This is a genomic window from Photobacterium sp. GB-72, assembly GCF_003026095.1.
Lineage (GTDB): Bacteria > Pseudomonadota > Gammaproteobacteria > Enterobacterales > Vibrionaceae > Photobacterium.
On sequence record NZ_PYNV01000012.1, the window covers coordinates 144,441 to 161,733 of the forward strand.

The window sequence follows — 17,293 nt, forward strand, 5'->3', positions numbered from 1 at the left end:
TGAATCGATTAAGCAATAAAAAAGGCTTGTCACGATACATAGTGACAAGCCTTTTTATGTTTTTCTTATTTTAACCTGCTGCGACGTTATCTTCAGGATATTTCAGCAAGGTTGGTTTAGGACGAGCTAACATGTATGCCAAGGTTAGTGGGCCTAAACGACCGATGATCATGACGACTATCATGATGTATTTACCGGGTTCAGATAAGGTTGCTGTTAAACCAGCAGTAACGCCTACGGTCGCAAATGCTGAAATGGTTTCAAACATTACCTCATAGAATGGGGCTTTTTCCGTGATCATTAAGGCAAACATTGCAATGGTAAGTACAATGCCACTAACCACAATGATGGCTAATGATTTTGTCACCGTTTGGTTTGAAATTGTGCGCTTAAATAGCACTACACGATCACGTTGCTTTAAGAACGACCATGTTGCCAAAATAGCTACGACAAAGGTTGATACCTTAATACCGCCACCTGTAGATGTTGAACCAGCACCAATAAGCATTAATAGCATCATGACCAACATAGTTGGTTCAGTAAACTTACCAATATCAACACTGTTGAAACCGGCTGTACGTGCTGTAGCTGATTGGAAAAAGGCTGCTAACCATTGCCCTGATTCATTAAGTGACCCAAGAGTGTGGCTATTATGGTGTTCTAAAAGCCAAATCATTACGGTACCAACAAATAATAGTATGGGTGTTGCTATTATCATTATTTTTGAATGCAAAGATAAAAAATGGAACCCACGGTGTGCATTTCTTTTGATATCAGAAATAACAGTAAAACCTAAACCGCCTAATATGAATAATGATGAAATCGTAATAATAACAAGAGGATCATCAACATAGCGTGTTAAGCCATCTGAAAATAAAGAAAAACCCGCATTGTTAAAGGCTGAAATCGAATGAAATACTGCAAAGAATAGACCTTGCTCCCAACCCATCTCAGGTACCCAGCGTAGCGACAGAAAAAATATACCGATCAATTCACAAATAAGCACAAAGATAATGATGTGTTTTACAAGGCGGCGAATATTTGTGAATTTATCTTGTCCTAATTGTTCTTTCGTTAATGCTTGTTGACGTAAGCTTAACCGCAAACCAAACATGTAAAGTAAAACGGCAGACAATGTCATTTGTCCTAAACCGCCAATTTGCATGAGTAGCATTAATAACACTTTACCACTAATGGAAAAATGCGAGCCTGTATCTACTACACCTAAGCCCGTTACACTGATCGCAGAAGTTGCAGTAAATAGAGCATCGACAAAACTAAGCCCTGAAACTGAAAATGCAGGTAACGTGAGCAGGATTGCTGCTGGCATTAAAATGGCTAAAAAACTAAAAATGATGATCTTAGGTTCAGACCATCTTTTTTTATGGTTGTCAGTTTTGATAGGGACATACATGCCCCTGTTTGGAATGAAACTCATAGCTTTCTTAAAGTCTCAGTTAATATTTTTTCAGGTCCTGTGATAATTAAAATATCGCCTACTTGTAATTCAGTGCTTGGATCAGGAGCTTTACGTACTTCAGGGCCACGTTTAAGTGCTAATACTTGGGTTTCTTTATGAGCACCACATGGGTGTTCATATATTTTACGTCCCATATTTTTTGCTGTAACGACCACTTCTGCGAGTGAAATACCACTTCCTAGTTCAGAGAACTCAAAAATACGTTTATCTAACATATTGCGAGCTATACGAATCCCCATATCACGTTCTGGACGGATGATCTTATCTGCGCCAATTTTAGATAAGATTTTGCTATGAGGTGTATCCTTTGCTTTAACCCAAACTGTTTTCACTCCCGCCTCTTTTAAAAGAAGAGTAGTAAGAATACTGGCATTAACATCTTCACCAATTGATACCATAACAAGATCATAATCGTCCAATTTTAGCTCAGAAATGGTGGCTTCATTTGAACAATCAGCAACAACAGCTTGAGTTGCGACATCTGCCGCTTTACGCACACAGGTTTCATCAAGATCGATAGCAAGTACTTGAGCGCCACGCTCGCTAAGTTCTTGACAAAGTGACATACCAAATCTGCCAAGACCAATAACGGCAAATTGTTTATCTTCAGGATTCATTGTTTTTCCCCAAACTGTTTTAGTATAGCGTTTTAATTGTTTTGTTGTTGATTCAAAATACATTTTTTAAAATGTTGTAAAGACTATGGACGTGTAAAATTTGTCTTATTCAATTTAAGGTACGTAGTCGTTACACATTTCCAATTATCAAAATAGATCGTGAATAGTGCTAGGATTTTATTTGTAATACAAGATAATTGAGTGTTGGTATAGATTGCACCTGCTACAGAGTATTCTGTAATATTAACTTAATCTATTGATTTAAATTCAATTTATTTTATTACTAGTGCGTTTATTTTAAAAATAGCAATCTTATATTTAGTACAAATCATATAAACTTATAAATTTTGCACATCTAACTGTTGTTTTTTTGCCCATTTATGTGTGCGGTGTCACGTATATAAGTTAGATGAGTGTAAATAACTAATTTGTTCTGCTTTTTTACCTCAAAACGCCAATATTTGCATTGTAATAAAGCTGTTTCCCTTTTCCTTGATTAATATTACTTGATAAGTATCAGACAGGGCATTTTTATGCGTTGTTTTTGATATGTCGTTTAATACAGAACTATTAACACTAAAGTTGACGTTGTTATCGGCAGTGCGCTGAACGATTCCATTATACTCGAAGACGAGTAAGTGGTTATATCTGCCACCTTTTTTGTGGTTATTGCGTTATATGCATTGTGTTCTATTTTTATATTTCGTTCGGTAATCGCACCTTTAATCTTAGGTGTCTTTGATAAGGAAATTTAGAACTTTCACATCATGAAACTCATGATTTTCTGATTATCTTGAAAAGATTTAGGGCAGGGTAATAAACCGCTCTGCCAATATTGTATGCCATTATTTTTATTACCTCTGTTCGTTATCGGAAAGAAGTAGTTTAAAAACATGTGAATAAATAAAATATTGCCAGCATGTTTGACGTTAACTTTACAGACCTCATTCTGTTCTATGTGGAAGATATATATGATAATTAACTGCCATCATTAATGTGAAAACTTATGGTTACTTTGATAAAAATAGCTTGTAACAAATACGAGAAAGAATAAAGCCTGTGATTAATCCTCCGGTATTTGCAGCTAAATCTAGCCATTCGCCATAGCGATTAACATAAGGCTGGATTAATTCAATTACTCCGCTCCATGTAATACACCCGACAAATAACCAAAACCAATATTTAGGCATTTTTAGGCCAATAGCAAAAATTAATGCGCTATAAGCGATAAAGTGATGTGTTTTATCTGTTCCTGGTACTTGGGGTAAGCTGGGTTGAGGTAATAGTGATAAAACTGTAATTAACATTAGCGTTAGTAAAGTAATAACTTTCCAGTGTATTTCTATAAAACGTAACAATGTAGGCATAAGAAAGGATTGCTTTTATATAAGAGTAATAGGATTTTTCGATCATACGTGTGATTAAGTAATGTTCAAGATACTTATCATTGATAAGTAGCAGGAATAATCCTGCTACTTGAAGCTATTCTAAATTATCGAAATCGGTCTTATCTATTAGAAAAGGGGCATTGAGTAAATAAGATTGGCTGATAAAATGCTCAGCAAGCGTTCTGACCGTCTGTAAGTATAACTCAAAATCCTCTTGGTGTAGTTGACTTATATGTTGCGTTAAAATAAGTCGACATAGTTCTCCAGTAATCGAGTGTGAAATTTGTTCGACAAGTTTATATGTCGCTTGCTTTGATAGTTGAAAGCCTTTATCAATATCTTGATTCACAATTACTCGACTAAATACAAGGTCGAGACTTTTTGTTATATCCTCTTGTGTTGTAAATGCGTTAATGAGTGATGTGATTTGTTGAATAGATAAAGCAGACATGACCATTTCACATTCAGTATTAAATGTATTTTTAACCAAATCAGTTGTTTCTTTCTGAGTGATGTGGGTCAGTGTTCCACGCCTGTTCGCCGCTTTAATAGCAAAGTCTTGTTGTGATTGACGAATAACCTCAGTCAATTCCTGACTTATTTGATCAAAATCCTGAAAGTTGGCACTAAATCCATAATGGCATTGTTTGCTGATGGTATTAAGAGACGCTCCTTGAAATGATTGCAGAAGTAGATAGAGCGTGTAAGTGATCTTATTTTGAAAGATACACGCATTTTTTTTTGCACTATGGCTATTAGATGACGGATTTAATGCCATAGTGGTTAGGATTTGCTGCACAGCACTTTGAACTTCGAGTTCTAGGCTGGCAGTTTCGCATAACCTTGTGCTCATAAGCGTACTCCTTTAACGCTACTGCTCTTTAAGCATGATACAAGATTATACGAATTTCACGTTTTAAACGTTTAAATGTGAACAATATTATCGAAAAAGCATGTTTTTATAAAGAAAATAGCAAGTTACGACATACTAATAAGGATCTATTTTTTATGATGTATTGTTCGGTAGATATATTTTACGTGTAATCTGCCTGCTTTTTAACCGTTTATCTAAACTATAACAGGATTTAGGAGGAGGGCTGTTCAGTTTTGTGAGTAAAGCGTCAAGTGTGATGGTGAAAACTGAATAATGGCAGTGAAAAGAAGATTGCTATATTTAATATTTAGATACAGCAACCTTATAATTTATCATGAAGCTAATTAGAGTGAGTATTCGTGAGTTGTGCGACTGTTGCCATTCTCGTATGTAAAGTGATTTGATTATGAAAAACCATCAACTTAATTTTATTTTTGTAGGCTGTTAACGTTCTAATTTATTAATTAGTTCTGTTAATTGCTGGTTTAAATCATCGTTAATTAATGTGTTTTTTTCTAAATCAAAGTTTTCATAGAAACTAGGTATAGATAATGATCCTACCACTTTGGCGGCAAAATAAGGTGCAGACGTAACAGCACTATTTAATACACTCGCAGCGCCTCCTGGACCCGGAGAAGTAGCTAGCATGATCACTGGTTTATTTTGGAATACCTTTTGATCTATACGTGAGGTCCAATCGAAAACATTCTTATAAGCCGATGTATATGAACCGTTATATTCTGCAAATGAAATTAAAATAGCATCCGCTTGGCCAATCTTATCGAAAAAGATTTGTGCTTGTTCTGGAATGCCTGAGTTATTTTCACGATCGATACTGTAAATCGCCATTTCAAAATCATTAAGGTCTAAAATTTCAACGTCATCAGCATTAGCTTGTGATGCCGCATATGTAACTAATGCATGGTTGATAGAGTGTTGGCTGTTCGATGCCGCAAAAGCAAGTAGTTTCATTTTTAAATCCTCATCGATAAGTCTTTTAACAACATACCGTTGTTAACCTTTGTACAGAGTGTATATTAGAGTTCAAATGTAATTAATAGGCTAAAAGTGATTAGATAGATTCCATATGGCTAATAATCGATTGTTTGATGGTATCACTGTGTTTGTTCAAGTAGTGAAGTGCGGCGGTTTTGGTGCCGCTGCCGAAGCTACTGGACACTCTAATTCTTATGTAAGTAAAGAAATCGCCAAACTTGAAAGTCGCTTAGGGGTTCGACTCCTTAATCGCACCACAAGGAGCATTGCTTTAACTCCTGAAGGGAAGACTTATTATCAAGAGTGTGTACAACTGATTAGTGATGCAGAGCAAGCCGTTGCGGAAATAACACAAAGTACCGTTGAGCCAAAAGGAACGTTAAAAGTTAGTTGCCCTGTCTGGTTTGGTAAACAGTATTTAGCCGATGTTTTCACAACATATTTATCTCGATACCCTGAAGTTACGCTCGATCTAGATATGAGTGATAAGCCTATTGATGTGATTGCCGACGGTTATGATTTAGTTATCCGCGCTACTGCTAAATTAGATGACTCGAGTTTGATTTGTAAGCGTATTTATAGCAGCAGAATTTGCACAGTGGCATCAAAACAATACTTAAAAGTCTATGGTTACCCACAACATCCTTCGGAATTATCCGCTCATAGCTGCTTTTGTTATACTAATTTGAAAAAATTCAATGTCTGGGAATACCGAGATAAAGCAGGAAACAAAACACTAGTCGAAGTACAACAACGCGTATTGAGTAATAGTACGGAAATGTCACTAGCACTGGTTGATAATGGATTGGGTATTATCCGTGTACCTGAATTTTATATAGAGGCACAACTACAATCAGGTGAATTAACGCTATTATTTGATGATTACATTTTCCCTGAAATTGATGTTTATGCGCTCTATCCAACACGTAAACATGTCGCATCGAAAGTAAGCTGCTTCCTAGATTTAATAACAGAAATAGTGACACCGTTTTAGCTTACTAAGCATTGGCATGCTTCGTCGAATATCTTGTTACAAGTTTTCTTTTTTTTTTGTGATGTAAAGTGGTATTTTTTCTGTATTAGTAGTAAGTCTTCTGTATTTACTGCTTCATTACTATCAAGGGTATAGATAAATGAGCAATGCTATTCGTCTGCGTGCACTAGAGAAAACTGATCTTCGCTTTATTCATCAATTAAATAACAACCGCACGATTATGGCGTACTGGTTTGAAGAGCCTTATGAATCGTTTGCAGAGCTTGAAGAGCTATATCGTAAACACATTCATGATAGTACTGAGCGTCGCTTTATTGTTGAAAATGAAGATGAAGAGTCAATTGGTCTTGTTGAACTGGTTGAAATTAACAATATCCACCGTACAGCGGAATTTCAGATTATTATTGCGCCTGAATTTCAGGGTAATGGTTATGCGCGTACTTTAATTAATCGTGCGCTAAACTATGCGTTTACGATTCTTAATCTACATAAAGTATATTTGCATGTATCGGTTGCGAATGAAAAAGCGATCCACTTGTATGAAGAATGTGGTTTTGTAGAGGAAGGCCATCTAGTGAAAGAAATTTTCATTAATGGTAAGTACTGTGATATTAAGCGAATGTATATCTTACAGGATGAATATTTCTTAAGCCGTAATCAGTAATTAGAAAAACCAGACAAGGTAATGAAGACAATAACTTGTCTGGTTTCTATTTCAAATATTAACTCCGTAAGCTATTTAGCTCACTATCGCAAGAAAAGTTACCCATCTCAGGATCTGTAACAGCTTGAAAGTTGTGTTTGTGATTCATCTCAATACGTCCTGCTGCTTGTAATGAGAAATATTTACAATTATCTGCTGTTATTGATAAATTATACCAACAGTGTTTACAGGTTTTATAAGCGATATGTTCTACTTTCCCCGCCTTTATCTTAACTTCCACAGGATCTTTGCCGTAAATATTATCTGTTATTGTAATGATTTGAGTTTGCTTAGAGCGATTTTCAATTTTAAACGATAGGTGAGGGGTAGCATGACCTGCTCTTGACTCTCTGTGAACGATTGAAACAATTGGCATCTCTCTATGCTCAGATGTAAAACCTTTTACTCGACGAATGAAGCCATTGGGACCAAAGGTCATTAAATCAAAGTCTCTATGATCACCAATTGTCCATTTATCTGAAACTGCAGGTTCAAGCTTATTGGCTCCTTTTGACGCTACACTGTATTGACGTGGCATGGTCATATCATATGGGCTATTTTCTGGAGCGAGAAATTTGTCTTGCTGGGGCTCATTATGGGCAAGGTAGTTATAGGTTTGATATACGATGCCTTGTTTGCCTTGGTTAGCGAACTCAAACATTACGGCATCAGATTTAAATTTAATATCTACTTTAGGCGCATATGGAAGCTGGCAAGATGGGCGAGAACCATTTTGTGTAACCACGGGTAAACCAATTAAACTCATTTGTGGTTTGGTTCTTTTTCCTGACTCATCGTATCCATATTCATGTTCATGACCAGGTTTAGGCAGATGTTTCTGATGCTCTTTTTCTGCTGCCGCTTTTAACTGAAGGGCTTCAAATTCTGATTTACCCTGTGGAAAATCAATTGTGTGACTCCGCTTTTCAAAATCAAAACAAGAGGTGAGGTCGCCACAAATTTCACGACGCCAGGTCGAGATATTTGGCTCTTCAACGCCTGTTACTTTTTCTAAGAAGCGCAACACAGAAGTATGATCAAACACCTGTGAGTTAATATTCCCGCCAATACTCCATGGCGATATTACGTAACAAGGCACTCGTGGTCCTAATCCATGTGAAGCGTTATTTACAAAATTATCGACATTTTCCTCCGTTTTTGAATAATCGGTATCATAATAATATTCATTATGGGTATTGATATTTGACTTACCGTACACCTTGTTATCAGGTGTTTTGTGAGGAACCGACGGTGGTGGCATATGGTCAAATAAGCCATCATTCTCATCGAAATTAACAATGAATACGGTTTTAGCCCAAACGCTAGGATCTGAAGTGAGTATATCCAAGACTTCAGATGTATAGGCTGCGCCTAATGTTGGCGTCGAGCAACCCGGATGCTCGGAGAATTCATCCTCAGTTACAATCCAAGTAACTTTAGGTAAGCCTTCATCACTGTTATAAAGTGCTTTGAATGTTTCGATAGAAGCTTGAGTTTCTGTTCCTATACCATTTAAGTAGAAAGGCGCTGATGGATTATTATAATGCGCATCTCTAAAGGTTTTAAAACCAGCAAGGGGGTTGTCTGTGTAGTTATTGTTAATATTCTGCACTAAACGCCACGATATACCCGCTTGTTGAAGCCTCTCAGGATAGGTTGTCCATTTATAACCGTTTTCGATTTCATCTGGGCTATCAAAGTTTTCATGATTATTATTAATAACAGGCCCATTTTTCTTTGCGTGAGGATCATTTGTACCAGACCAGTGGACGACACGGTTAGGATTAGTACCTGTTTGTGTTGAGCAATAATAAGCTTCACATAAGGTAAACGCATTCGCGAGAGCAAACTGAAAAGGGACTTCTTTTTCTGTAAAATAACCCATTGTTCTATCGGTTTTATTCGGTAGCCATTGGTCCATTTTACCGTGTGCATTTGCATATTGTGCATTATTAAAAAGATGGGGAGTACCTGCAAAAAATTCGTAGCCAATATTTTTGCTGGTATTAAAATACCAAGGTAATAATGTCTTTTTAAATGTACTTTCTTCGTCTGGATTAGAGTTATGCTGATTCCAAACAAAATCCCCATTAGGTTGCCTTAACGGGAAGCGGTCTGCAAAGCCTCGAACACCTGTCATTGTGCCAAAGTAATGATCAAAGGAGCGGTTTTCTTGCATTAAAATAACGACATGCTCAACATCTTTGATACTACCGTGCTTGCGGTTCGCAGGGATTGAAAGTGCCTTTTCAATACTTGCAAACACATTTTGGGTTGTACTTATTGCTGCAGCCCCTGCGCCAACAACGGCAGACTTTTTTATAAATGAGCGACGACTATCGTTTACCATAATAATTCCTTATTAAAACTCAGGTTATTGATTAACCTTAAGCTAATTTGAATAAGGAATATTTCATAACTATTAAGCTATTATTGTTAGTATGGTTATTAACACAGCGCTGACATTCGCTTCGTAAAATTCACCACTAATTCACTAATTTGTCATGGTGAAGTCATTGTATTAATTAGTAACTGTGCTTCTACTATTATCCCATAATGGATACTTTTTCATTGCTTTTGAAAAAATAGGGTCTTGATAAAGACTGCTTAACCATTGCTTTATATTTGGATAATCGGCTTGTCGAAACCATCGGCGTTCAACATGCGAAAATTGTCGTATAAAAGGCAATATGGCGTAATCAGCTAAGCTCAATGTATCTGTCATTAAATACTGATGATTAGAAAGACGGTTTTCGAGATCAGATAGAAATGATTCACAAAGATTACGATAGATTGGTACTTCTGGATTATGATAGCGAGCATCGGATTTATAGTGTTCTAATGCTAATATGTACTTATGATCATTTCTTGCTATAAGGCTAAGCATCTCAGCAAAGAAGTGGGGGGCATGAGTTAACAGTAAATTATTAGGATCATTTTTGTTCAAAGACCAGATCATGATTTCTAAACTTTCATCAATATAGTCACCATTTTCTAATACTAGTAAAGGTACCGTTCCTTTCTGTGTTATGTCTAACATTTCGGCAGGCTTTCGCCTTAAATCAATATCACGTTGCTCAAATTCAAGTTCAGCAAGTGCCAGACTCAACCTTGCTCTAATGGCGTAAGGACATTGTCGTAGTGTATATAAAATAGGTACTGACATATCTAAAACCTTCAACTTATCCCAACTTATCCCCTTTGTAATTGAGGGTAGTCTAAAATAGAGCATGGTGCGTATATCTATGTAACGTATTGTATTGATTCATTACCATAAGCTAACGAATTAGAGTATAAAGATCTGTGTTTACGATATGCTTACAATACATATAACATTTTAGCCTTGTTTTAATTTGATTCTGTGATGAGAGTAATACGGATGAATGAGCAGTTAGATCAATATATAACACAACAAAAACAGGCATTTTTACAATGTCCAATGCCTGATTTACAAGAAAGATTAACCGATTTAGATAAGATCTCATTATTAATTACGCAGAATCAACATGCTATTTGTCATGCGATTGCACAGGACTTTGGTCAGCGTTCGGCTTCAGAAACAGCATTGCTTGAAATATTTACCAGCATTGAGTGTATTAAATATACACAAAAAAATCTGTCTCGTTGGATGAGAGTACAAAAACGTCATACCTCGATATGGTTTCAACCTGCTAAAAATAGAGTGATACCTCAACCTGTTGGCGTTGTTGGTATTATAGTGCCATGGAACTATCCCTTATTTTTAGCTATTGCGCCTTTGGTTGCCGCGATTGCTGCGGGTAATTCAGTGATGGTGAAGATGTCTGAAAACTCCCCAGAGCTCTGTCGATTGCTACAACAGTTATTTACAGATACATTTTCGTTAGAAAAGGTTCGCTTTATTGCAGAAGAAGGCAACACAGGTAAAGCATTTTCAGCATTACCGTTTGATCATTTAGTCTTTACGGGCTCAAGTGCAACGGGCAAAGCTGTAATGGCAAATGCGGCGAAAAACCTTGTACCAGTGACCTTGGAGCTTGGAGGGAAATCGCCAGCCATTATTGCTGATGATTATGATCTCAATAAGGCATTAGAGCGAATTTTAGGCGGAAAAACGTATAATAGTGGTCAAACATGTGTAGCGCCAGATTACCTGTATGTTCCTGAGGCTTTGTTACCAGAAGTTGTAACAAAAGCAAAAAAGATTATAGCTAAGCGCTTTGTCGATATTAACCACCAAGATTACACATCAATTATTGATAGTCAGTCCTTTGAACGATTAGTAACGACTTTAGAAGATGCAAAAGCGAAAGGGGCTGATATTTATAACTTGATCCCCAATTCATCTCCTGATATGAACTCGCGTAAATTCCCACTCCACCTTGTTATTGGAGTGGATGAGAGTATGCAAGTCATGCAGCGTGAGATTTTTGGTCCTATTTTACCCATCCTTGGCTATCAGTCGATAGAGCAGGTTATATCATCAATAAATAAAGGTGATAGGCCACTGGCTCTATATCTCTTTTCTAACAATAAAGATATACAACAAAAGGTTATTCAGCAGACGCGTTCAGGTGGCGTCACAATTAATGATGTAATGTTACATGTGGCGCAAGATGATTTACCCTTTGGTGGTTCCGGCCATAGTGGGATAGGTCATTATCATGGAAAAGAAGGCTTTGAACGTTTATCGAAGATGCGCCCTGTAATGTATCAAGCGTCTTTTTCAGCATTGAAGCTATTATATTCACCGTATTCATCATTAGGTAAACGCATGATTAACTTTATTGTTAATCGAAAGTTTGGAAAGTATGACTGATTGCATTACTAATAACGTAATTTATGTGGGCTTTTGGCAACGTGTAGTCGCGACGATTGTTGATACATTGGTTGTTTCATTAGTCACGGCACCATTATTGTACAGTTTATACGGTGATTTCTTCTCGACTGGGTCGAGCGCTACTTTTGATCCTGCGAGCTTACTCGTTAATTATGGTCTGCCATTTATTGGCGTGATGCTTTTTTGGTTATACAAATCAGCGACACCAGGGAAAATGGCAATAAAATCGATCATTGTTGATGCGACAACAGGGGATAAACCGACGGTTAAGCAATTTATTATTCGTTATTTATCAGCAATCCCTTTAGGAATAGGCTTACTTGCCGTTGGCTGGGATAAACGAAAACAAGGATGGCATGATAAATTAGCCAATACGGTTGTTATCAAGAAATCTAAATAAAAGATCTTTGTTGGATATAAATAACGAGATAATAAAAAGCCCTTAACGATGAGAATGCTAAGGGCTTTCTTTTATCTATGTTCAGCGAAACTAAAAATTATTTCTTAGTGTATGCCGCAATGATAACCATTTGAACGCCGTCTGCACGACCTTGGATATGAAGAGGGTTATCAGTTAGGCTGATGTTACGTACCGGAGTACCACGCTTAATTACCATGCTAGAACCTTTAACTGGAAGGTCTTTGATGATTGTTACGTTGTCACCAGCTTGTAGCTTGGCGCCGTTTGCATCAAGTGTTGGAACAGAAGCTTGTTCTTCTTCAACAAGGCCTTTATCTGCCCATTCTTTAACATCATCTTCTAGGTACATCATGTCAACTAGGTCCATTGCCCAGTCAGTTTTTGAAGATAGACGCTTAAGTTGACGGTAAGCCATTACTTGTACAGCTGGAACCTGACTCCACATAGAGTCGTTTAGGCAACGCCAGTGGTTTTCATCTGTTGTCTCTGGAGCTTCAAGCTGACCACGGCAAGTATCACAAAGGTATACACTACAGCCTGCGCTCTTATCTTCAGACGCTGGAACTGCGTATACAGCTAGGTTATTTTCAGAAGAACATAGTTCACATTTTGATTCGCTACGATCTTTTAAAGCTTGTTCGATAGTCATGGGAATTATCCATAGAGTGATTGTGGGCACATTATGCACATCAAATAATCATAAGGGAAGAAAACAAGCGTGAGATCACGAAATATATAGTACATCAGACTGTTTAGTGTCCAAAGGAAGAAAAATATCATAGGAAATTATCCAAGAGACAACTAAAAAGTAATCAGATTTTAACCTTTTTAACCAAAGCCAAAGTTATGTTTACGATGTCGTATTTATTTAATGGGCATGATTGCTAAAATTGCTGCTTTAAGTAATAGATATTATTATTTCAGGTTATGAATGGTGTCACTTTTTTACTTCTTACTTCTGCTCGTTTGGTCATAATTTGTTACTTTATAAGCCTAATTAAAAGGAAAATAATTAAGAAGGCTTGTATGAATAAAATGACAACGTTTGGGCTAGCTATTGCGGGAATACTGTCTTTTCCTCTTTCTGCAACGGCGTCAGAAAGTGATATTAGTGCGTATATTATTGGTGGTAATGAGGTTCAAACAAACCCTGAAGAATTATCAACTGTGTATATTCAAGCTGGGACTTGGGAATGTACTGGAAGTTTAATTGCTAAACGTTGGGTATTAACCGCAGCACACTGTATAAGAACGGGCCCGCAAAATGCCTCATTGCAAACGATACCTACAGAAGATATTAAAATTTATGCAGGTGTAACAGGGCGTTCTGATTTTGAGCCGGACAATACTTATCAGGCTGTTGAAGTTATTGTGCATCCAGATTATTTACCTGAACCTTTAAAAAATGAGGATGGTAGCCTTGATAGTAAAAATAACACTAAATTTGCTTACGATATTGCTTTAATAGCTGTATCTAGAAACATAGACACGGCGAAGATTGTTTCTTTACCTACAGAGCAAGAAGCCTTTGAAATTGAAACTGCGTTAAGTGAAGAAGATGGTAAGTTACTGGCTCAAGGGTGGGGGCGTACAGCAACGAATAATGAAGGTGGATCTGATGTTTTGATGGAAGTAAATCTCAGTTATTTACCAATGAGCCAATGTTATTTCCAATCACCGGGAGAAAATTGGTTCTCTAGCCCTGCAGATACATTAAAGATGTGCACATTTGAGAAGGATGATCTTATGGGGGTATGTTTTGGAGATAGTGGGGGGCCTCTTTATTATCAAAGTACTGCAGGAGAAACTGTTCAATTAGGAATTACCAGTTTTGGTCTACCGCCATGTGGAACTGATTCACCTGATGTCTATACCCGTGTAGGTGCTTACGATGACTGGATTAATAACGTAATTGCAGAGAAAACACCAATACTTAAAGATAATAGCGATAACGGTGGTGGTGGCGGTTCTGTTGGTGCAGGTTTAATGATGTCATTACTGGCAATGGGCTGGTTACGAAGAAAGCGTAGCTAATAACTATTGAAACGAGTTGCTGTGGACTTGATTTAATATTTTCTATGTTTGTTAGAACAAGTTACATAGAAAAAAGAAGCCTGTCGCAACTCGTTTATCTTTCTAAGCAAGCAATGAAGAGTATTCGGTATCATTAAATTAGCTGTATTTTAAAAGGATTTAATGATGGTGAACAAATTAGCTCATTCTTTGAGTGTCTGCATTGCTTTAGGGGTAAGTAGTTCTGTCTACGCTGAAACAGAACAGCAAAAACTCGTTCCTTATATTATTGGTGGTGATGAAGTCGCGGTTGCAACTGAAGATAATTTCATGGCGTCGCTGCGTATGAATAAAGCAAATGAATCACATTTTTGTGGTGCCACCGTTTTAAATGATCGTTGGTTAGTCACTGCAGCTCACTGCGTTGTTGGTGGTGGAGGAGCTGGAGCATCAGGCTTGGCAGTGGTAGCACCATCCGATATAACCGTTACCACAGGCCTTGTTGATAATGCATCAGCAAATATTAAAGATATATATTCAGCGACTCATGTTGTTGTTCATCCTGATTATAACCCTCTTATTTTACTTCAAGTTTCAACAGATAACGGCGTTGATCTTGAAACCGAGATTATTAATACTGCATTAGATAATGATGTCGCGCTTATACGTGTAAACCGTAATTTTGATGGTGTTGGTAAAGTTACGCTAGCGTCAACCAGCTTAGCCGTGGAGCTTGATGATAAATTAAAGGCAGAGTGGAACGAGAAAAACCTTCCTGAAAATGTCAAAGTCCAAGGGTGGGGGGTAACAGAAGCAATATCAACGTCAGAAGATGAAGAGACGGCGGAAGAAAATAGCTTAGCTTATGAAGGTGATACTTCAGATACCTTGCTAGAAACAATGTTAGCAAGTTTCCCAATTGATAAATGTTATGAACGTTTTGAGTCTCAAGATCCTGCCGGTATTTTTATTGATAGCCCATCAAATACAACTAAACTTTGTACGTTGCCTGCTCGTAAACTTGAAGGCCCTGATTTGCTCGGTCCTGATGCTTGTTTTGGCGATAGTGGCGGACCACTATTAACCCAAGATAATAATAGCAACTGGGTACAAATTGGTATTGTGAGCGGAGGTTCAGCTGGTGAGCCTCAATGTGGATCACTTACACGACCAACGTTTTATACCCGTGTGGGAACTTATTATGACTGGATCAATGAGTCTGTTGCTGTTGTACCAGAACAAGCAATCACATTGCCTGAATTTTTAGCCAAAGAAAAGGCAGACGCAGAAATGAACTGTAATGACAGTATTTCTGCTAATAACTGTAATATCACTGAAGATGATGGTGGAAGTGGCGGCCATATCGGTGCTTTATCGCTTACGTTACTTGGAATGATGACTTACTTAAGGCGTAAAAAGAGCTAAATGACTCACTATTAATTTACACAAACCATCAGTACAAGCTGGTGGTTTTTTATGAATGATATTGATGAAATTACTTAGCATAAATTTATCAAAAGTTGTGTTGAATTATGAGTAATTAAAACGATTTATTCACAGTATTTTTATGTCATAAATAAAGTGAAATTAATAACTATTTAGAGTTAATAATTTCATTTTTTTTATTTAACCTTATGATTCTTATTGTTTAATTTTTATTTGTATAAGTCATTCTTGTTATAAAAATACCCATGGAATACGTATCGTAAGGAGAAACAAATAGTCCCTATTATCCACAGAAGCTGTGTATAAGTCTGTGGGAAAAGCAGATAGGCTAGATTTGGTGCCGCCTCTGCTAAAGTCAAGAAGTTGTTAATGATAAAAATAGTGTAATTGATGTCCAATTGATTTAGTTCAATATATAGACATAAAACTAAATTTTTCCTTAAAAGTTAGCATCTTTACTCTTATGCAATTTCTTGTTGTAGCCATTCAGAAAGTGCCATCAACTCATCATAATCTTCTGAATGCGTGAGCAATAAGCCACAGACAATGGATATAACAGATTTGGCATTAAATGGATAACCAATTGCCGCTTGACTTAGGTCATTCATCATATTGTGGTATTGGGTAGGCGCATCATAGTAGACTTTGGTGATCACTCCAGCATCAACATTCAATTTCAGTTCTACGTGTCCCCATGAAAATTCAGTTTCTAATGATTCAATAAAACTAGGTGATTGACCGTAATTCCAATCCCAACTTTTCAGACGATAAAAATTTGTACTAAATTCGAACCAATCGGGATGCTGGTTATTTACAATAACCGTATTTTCGACATCAAGCTTTAGTGTTTTTTGAATACTGTCACTAATGTAATGACATAATTCATTATGTTCTAATGGACGAATATGTTGGTTAATAGAGGTATAAGATCGTTCAAGGTTTTGATGATTGAGAATAGAATAACGACTGTTCATGTACTTTGATATATCAGCAAGAGAGGTATTTACTCTTAAAGTAGTATGAAAAAATAAATATTCTTCAGAGACTGATAGCGCAGTATTAGAAATTTTTCTATTTTCAACTAAGCATTCAAGATTGTCAGAGACTGCGATATCTATTTTCAATGGCTCAAATGTACCTATTAATATTTTTTCAATTAAGTATTGTGTTAAATAATGAGTAGGGCCGATTAACGCAATATTTGTGTGTGTTAGATCTTGATAGATAGCACCGCCAATTGTATGACGCCTGACAATGTTAATATTTTCACGACGAAGTAGCTTCGGCTTACATACACGCCAAGGATTTTGGTCTTTTCCTATATTAACAGAGCGCTGATTTTGCCATAAAAAAGCAATAATATTGTTGCCATTCGCTTGTTTCAGTAATGTTTCTTCAATCGCTTGATTGAAGCTTGGATCGGTTGATTCTGAATAATAGATAGACAGTTTCATGAAATTATCTCTTATCATCAATCTTTGAATTATAAAAATACATTGTTGCATATACGCCAAGTTTAATTAAGTGAGATAACTAAAAATT

At 36.8% G+C, this 17,293-nt stretch carries 15 protein-coding genes; 6 read left to right on the forward strand and 9 right to left on the reverse strand.

Annotated elements, in window-relative coordinates; all coding sequences use genetic code 11:
• Window positions 1-70: 70 nt before the first annotated feature.
• The 5 genes from C9J40_RS14450 to C9J40_RS14470 form a co-directional block, all read right to left on the reverse strand.
• Window positions 71-1,414, reverse strand: a complete 1,344-nt coding sequence (locus tag C9J40_RS14450; protein ID WP_233217642.1) for a TrkH family potassium uptake protein — start codon at window positions 1,412-1,414, stop codon at window positions 71-73.
• 20 nt (window positions 1,415-1,434) lie between these two features.
• The gene (locus C9J40_RS14455) at window positions 1,435-2,097 is read right to left on the reverse strand and encodes a TrkA family potassium uptake protein (protein WP_158259293.1); all 663 of its coding nucleotides are present in this window, start codon (window positions 2,095-2,097) and stop codon (window positions 1,435-1,437) included.
• Window positions 2,098-3,107: 1,010 nt separating this feature from the next.
• A complete protein-coding gene (locus C9J40_RS14460; protein ID WP_107206942.1) occupies window positions 3,108-3,464 on the reverse strand; it encodes a hypothetical protein in 357 nt (118 codons plus the stop codon).
• Between the two features lie 115 nt (window positions 3,465-3,579).
• Window positions 3,580-4,338 (reverse strand): hypothetical protein, encoded by a 759-nt coding sequence (locus C9J40_RS14465; protein ID WP_107247297.1) that lies wholly within the window; start codon window positions 4,336-4,338, stop codon window positions 3,580-3,582.
• A gap of 465 nt (window positions 4,339-4,803) precedes the next feature.
• Window positions 4,804-5,331 (reverse strand): NADPH-dependent FMN reductase, encoded by a 528-nt coding sequence (locus C9J40_RS14470; RefSeq protein WP_107247298.1) that lies wholly within the window; start codon window positions 5,329-5,331, stop codon window positions 4,804-4,806.
• Window positions 5,332-5,446: 115 nt separating this feature from the next.
• On the opposite strand from C9J40_RS14470, the gene C9J40_RS14475 reads away from it, so the two are divergent.
• Window positions 5,447-6,349, forward strand: a complete 903-nt coding sequence (locus C9J40_RS14475) for a LysR family transcriptional regulator (RefSeq protein WP_107206945.1) — start codon at window positions 5,447-5,449, stop codon at window positions 6,347-6,349.
• A 139-nt stretch (window positions 6,350-6,488) separates the two neighbouring features.
• Window positions 6,489-7,013 carry a spermidine N1-acetyltransferase gene (speG, locus tag C9J40_RS14480; RefSeq protein WP_107206946.1) on the forward strand — a complete coding sequence of 175 codons (525 nt, stop codon included), beginning with the start codon at window positions 6,489-6,491 and terminating at the stop codon, window positions 7,011-7,013.
• Window positions 7,014-7,071: 58 nt separating this feature from the next.
• Here the strand turns inward: speG and C9J40_RS14485 are convergent, their stop codons facing one another.
• Together C9J40_RS14485 and C9J40_RS14490 are read right to left on the reverse strand one after the other, a co-directional pair.
• The gene (locus C9J40_RS14485; protein ID WP_107247299.1) at window positions 7,072-9,402 is read right to left on the reverse strand and encodes a phosphocholine-specific phospholipase C; all 2,331 of its coding nucleotides are present in this window, start codon (window positions 9,400-9,402) and stop codon (window positions 7,072-7,074) included.
• A 171-nt stretch (window positions 9,403-9,573) separates the two neighbouring features.
• Entirely contained in the window at window positions 9,574-10,218 is a 645-nt protein-coding gene (locus C9J40_RS14490) for a glutathione S-transferase (protein ID WP_107247300.1), read from the reverse strand.
• 213 nt (window positions 10,219-10,431) lie between these two features.
• Between C9J40_RS14490 and C9J40_RS14495 the strand changes: the two genes are divergently transcribed.
• Window positions 10,432-11,850 (forward strand): coniferyl aldehyde dehydrogenase, encoded by a 1,419-nt coding sequence (locus tag C9J40_RS14495; protein ID WP_107206949.1) that lies wholly within the window; start codon window positions 10,432-10,434, stop codon window positions 11,848-11,850.
• Complete coding sequence (locus C9J40_RS14500) at window positions 11,843-12,271, forward strand: RDD family protein (RefSeq protein ID WP_107206950.1); 429 nt, start codon at window positions 11,843-11,845, stop codon at window positions 12,269-12,271. Before C9J40_RS14495 ends, C9J40_RS14500 begins: the two co-directional genes overlap by 8 nt.
• A gap of 97 nt (window positions 12,272-12,368) precedes the next feature.
• Here the strand turns inward: C9J40_RS14500 and C9J40_RS14505 are convergent, their stop codons facing one another.
• Entirely contained in the window at window positions 12,369-12,941 is a 573-nt protein-coding gene (locus tag C9J40_RS14505; protein WP_107206951.1) for an alkylphosphonate utilization protein, read from the reverse strand.
• A gap of 377 nt (window positions 12,942-13,318) precedes the next feature.
• On the opposite strand from C9J40_RS14505, the gene C9J40_RS14510 reads away from it, so the two are divergent.
• Window positions 13,319-14,326, forward strand: coding sequence for a trypsin-like serine protease (locus tag C9J40_RS14510; RefSeq protein WP_107247301.1), 1,008 nt, complete (start codon window positions 13,319-13,321; stop codon window positions 14,324-14,326).
• Between the two features lie 162 nt (window positions 14,327-14,488).
• Window positions 14,489-15,730: a trypsin-like serine protease gene (locus C9J40_RS14515; RefSeq protein WP_233220327.1), complete on the forward strand. Its 1,242-nt coding sequence runs from the start codon at window positions 14,489-14,491 to the stop codon at window positions 15,728-15,730.
• A 482-nt stretch (window positions 15,731-16,212) separates the two neighbouring features.
• Here C9J40_RS14515 and C9J40_RS14520 read toward each other — a convergent pair whose 3' ends face one another.
• Window positions 16,213-17,205 carry a lipoate protein ligase C-terminal domain-containing protein gene (locus tag C9J40_RS14520; protein WP_107247303.1) on the reverse strand — a complete coding sequence of 331 codons (993 nt, stop codon included), beginning with the start codon at window positions 17,203-17,205 and terminating at the stop codon, window positions 16,213-16,215.
• Window positions 17,206-17,293: the final 88 nt, after the last annotated feature.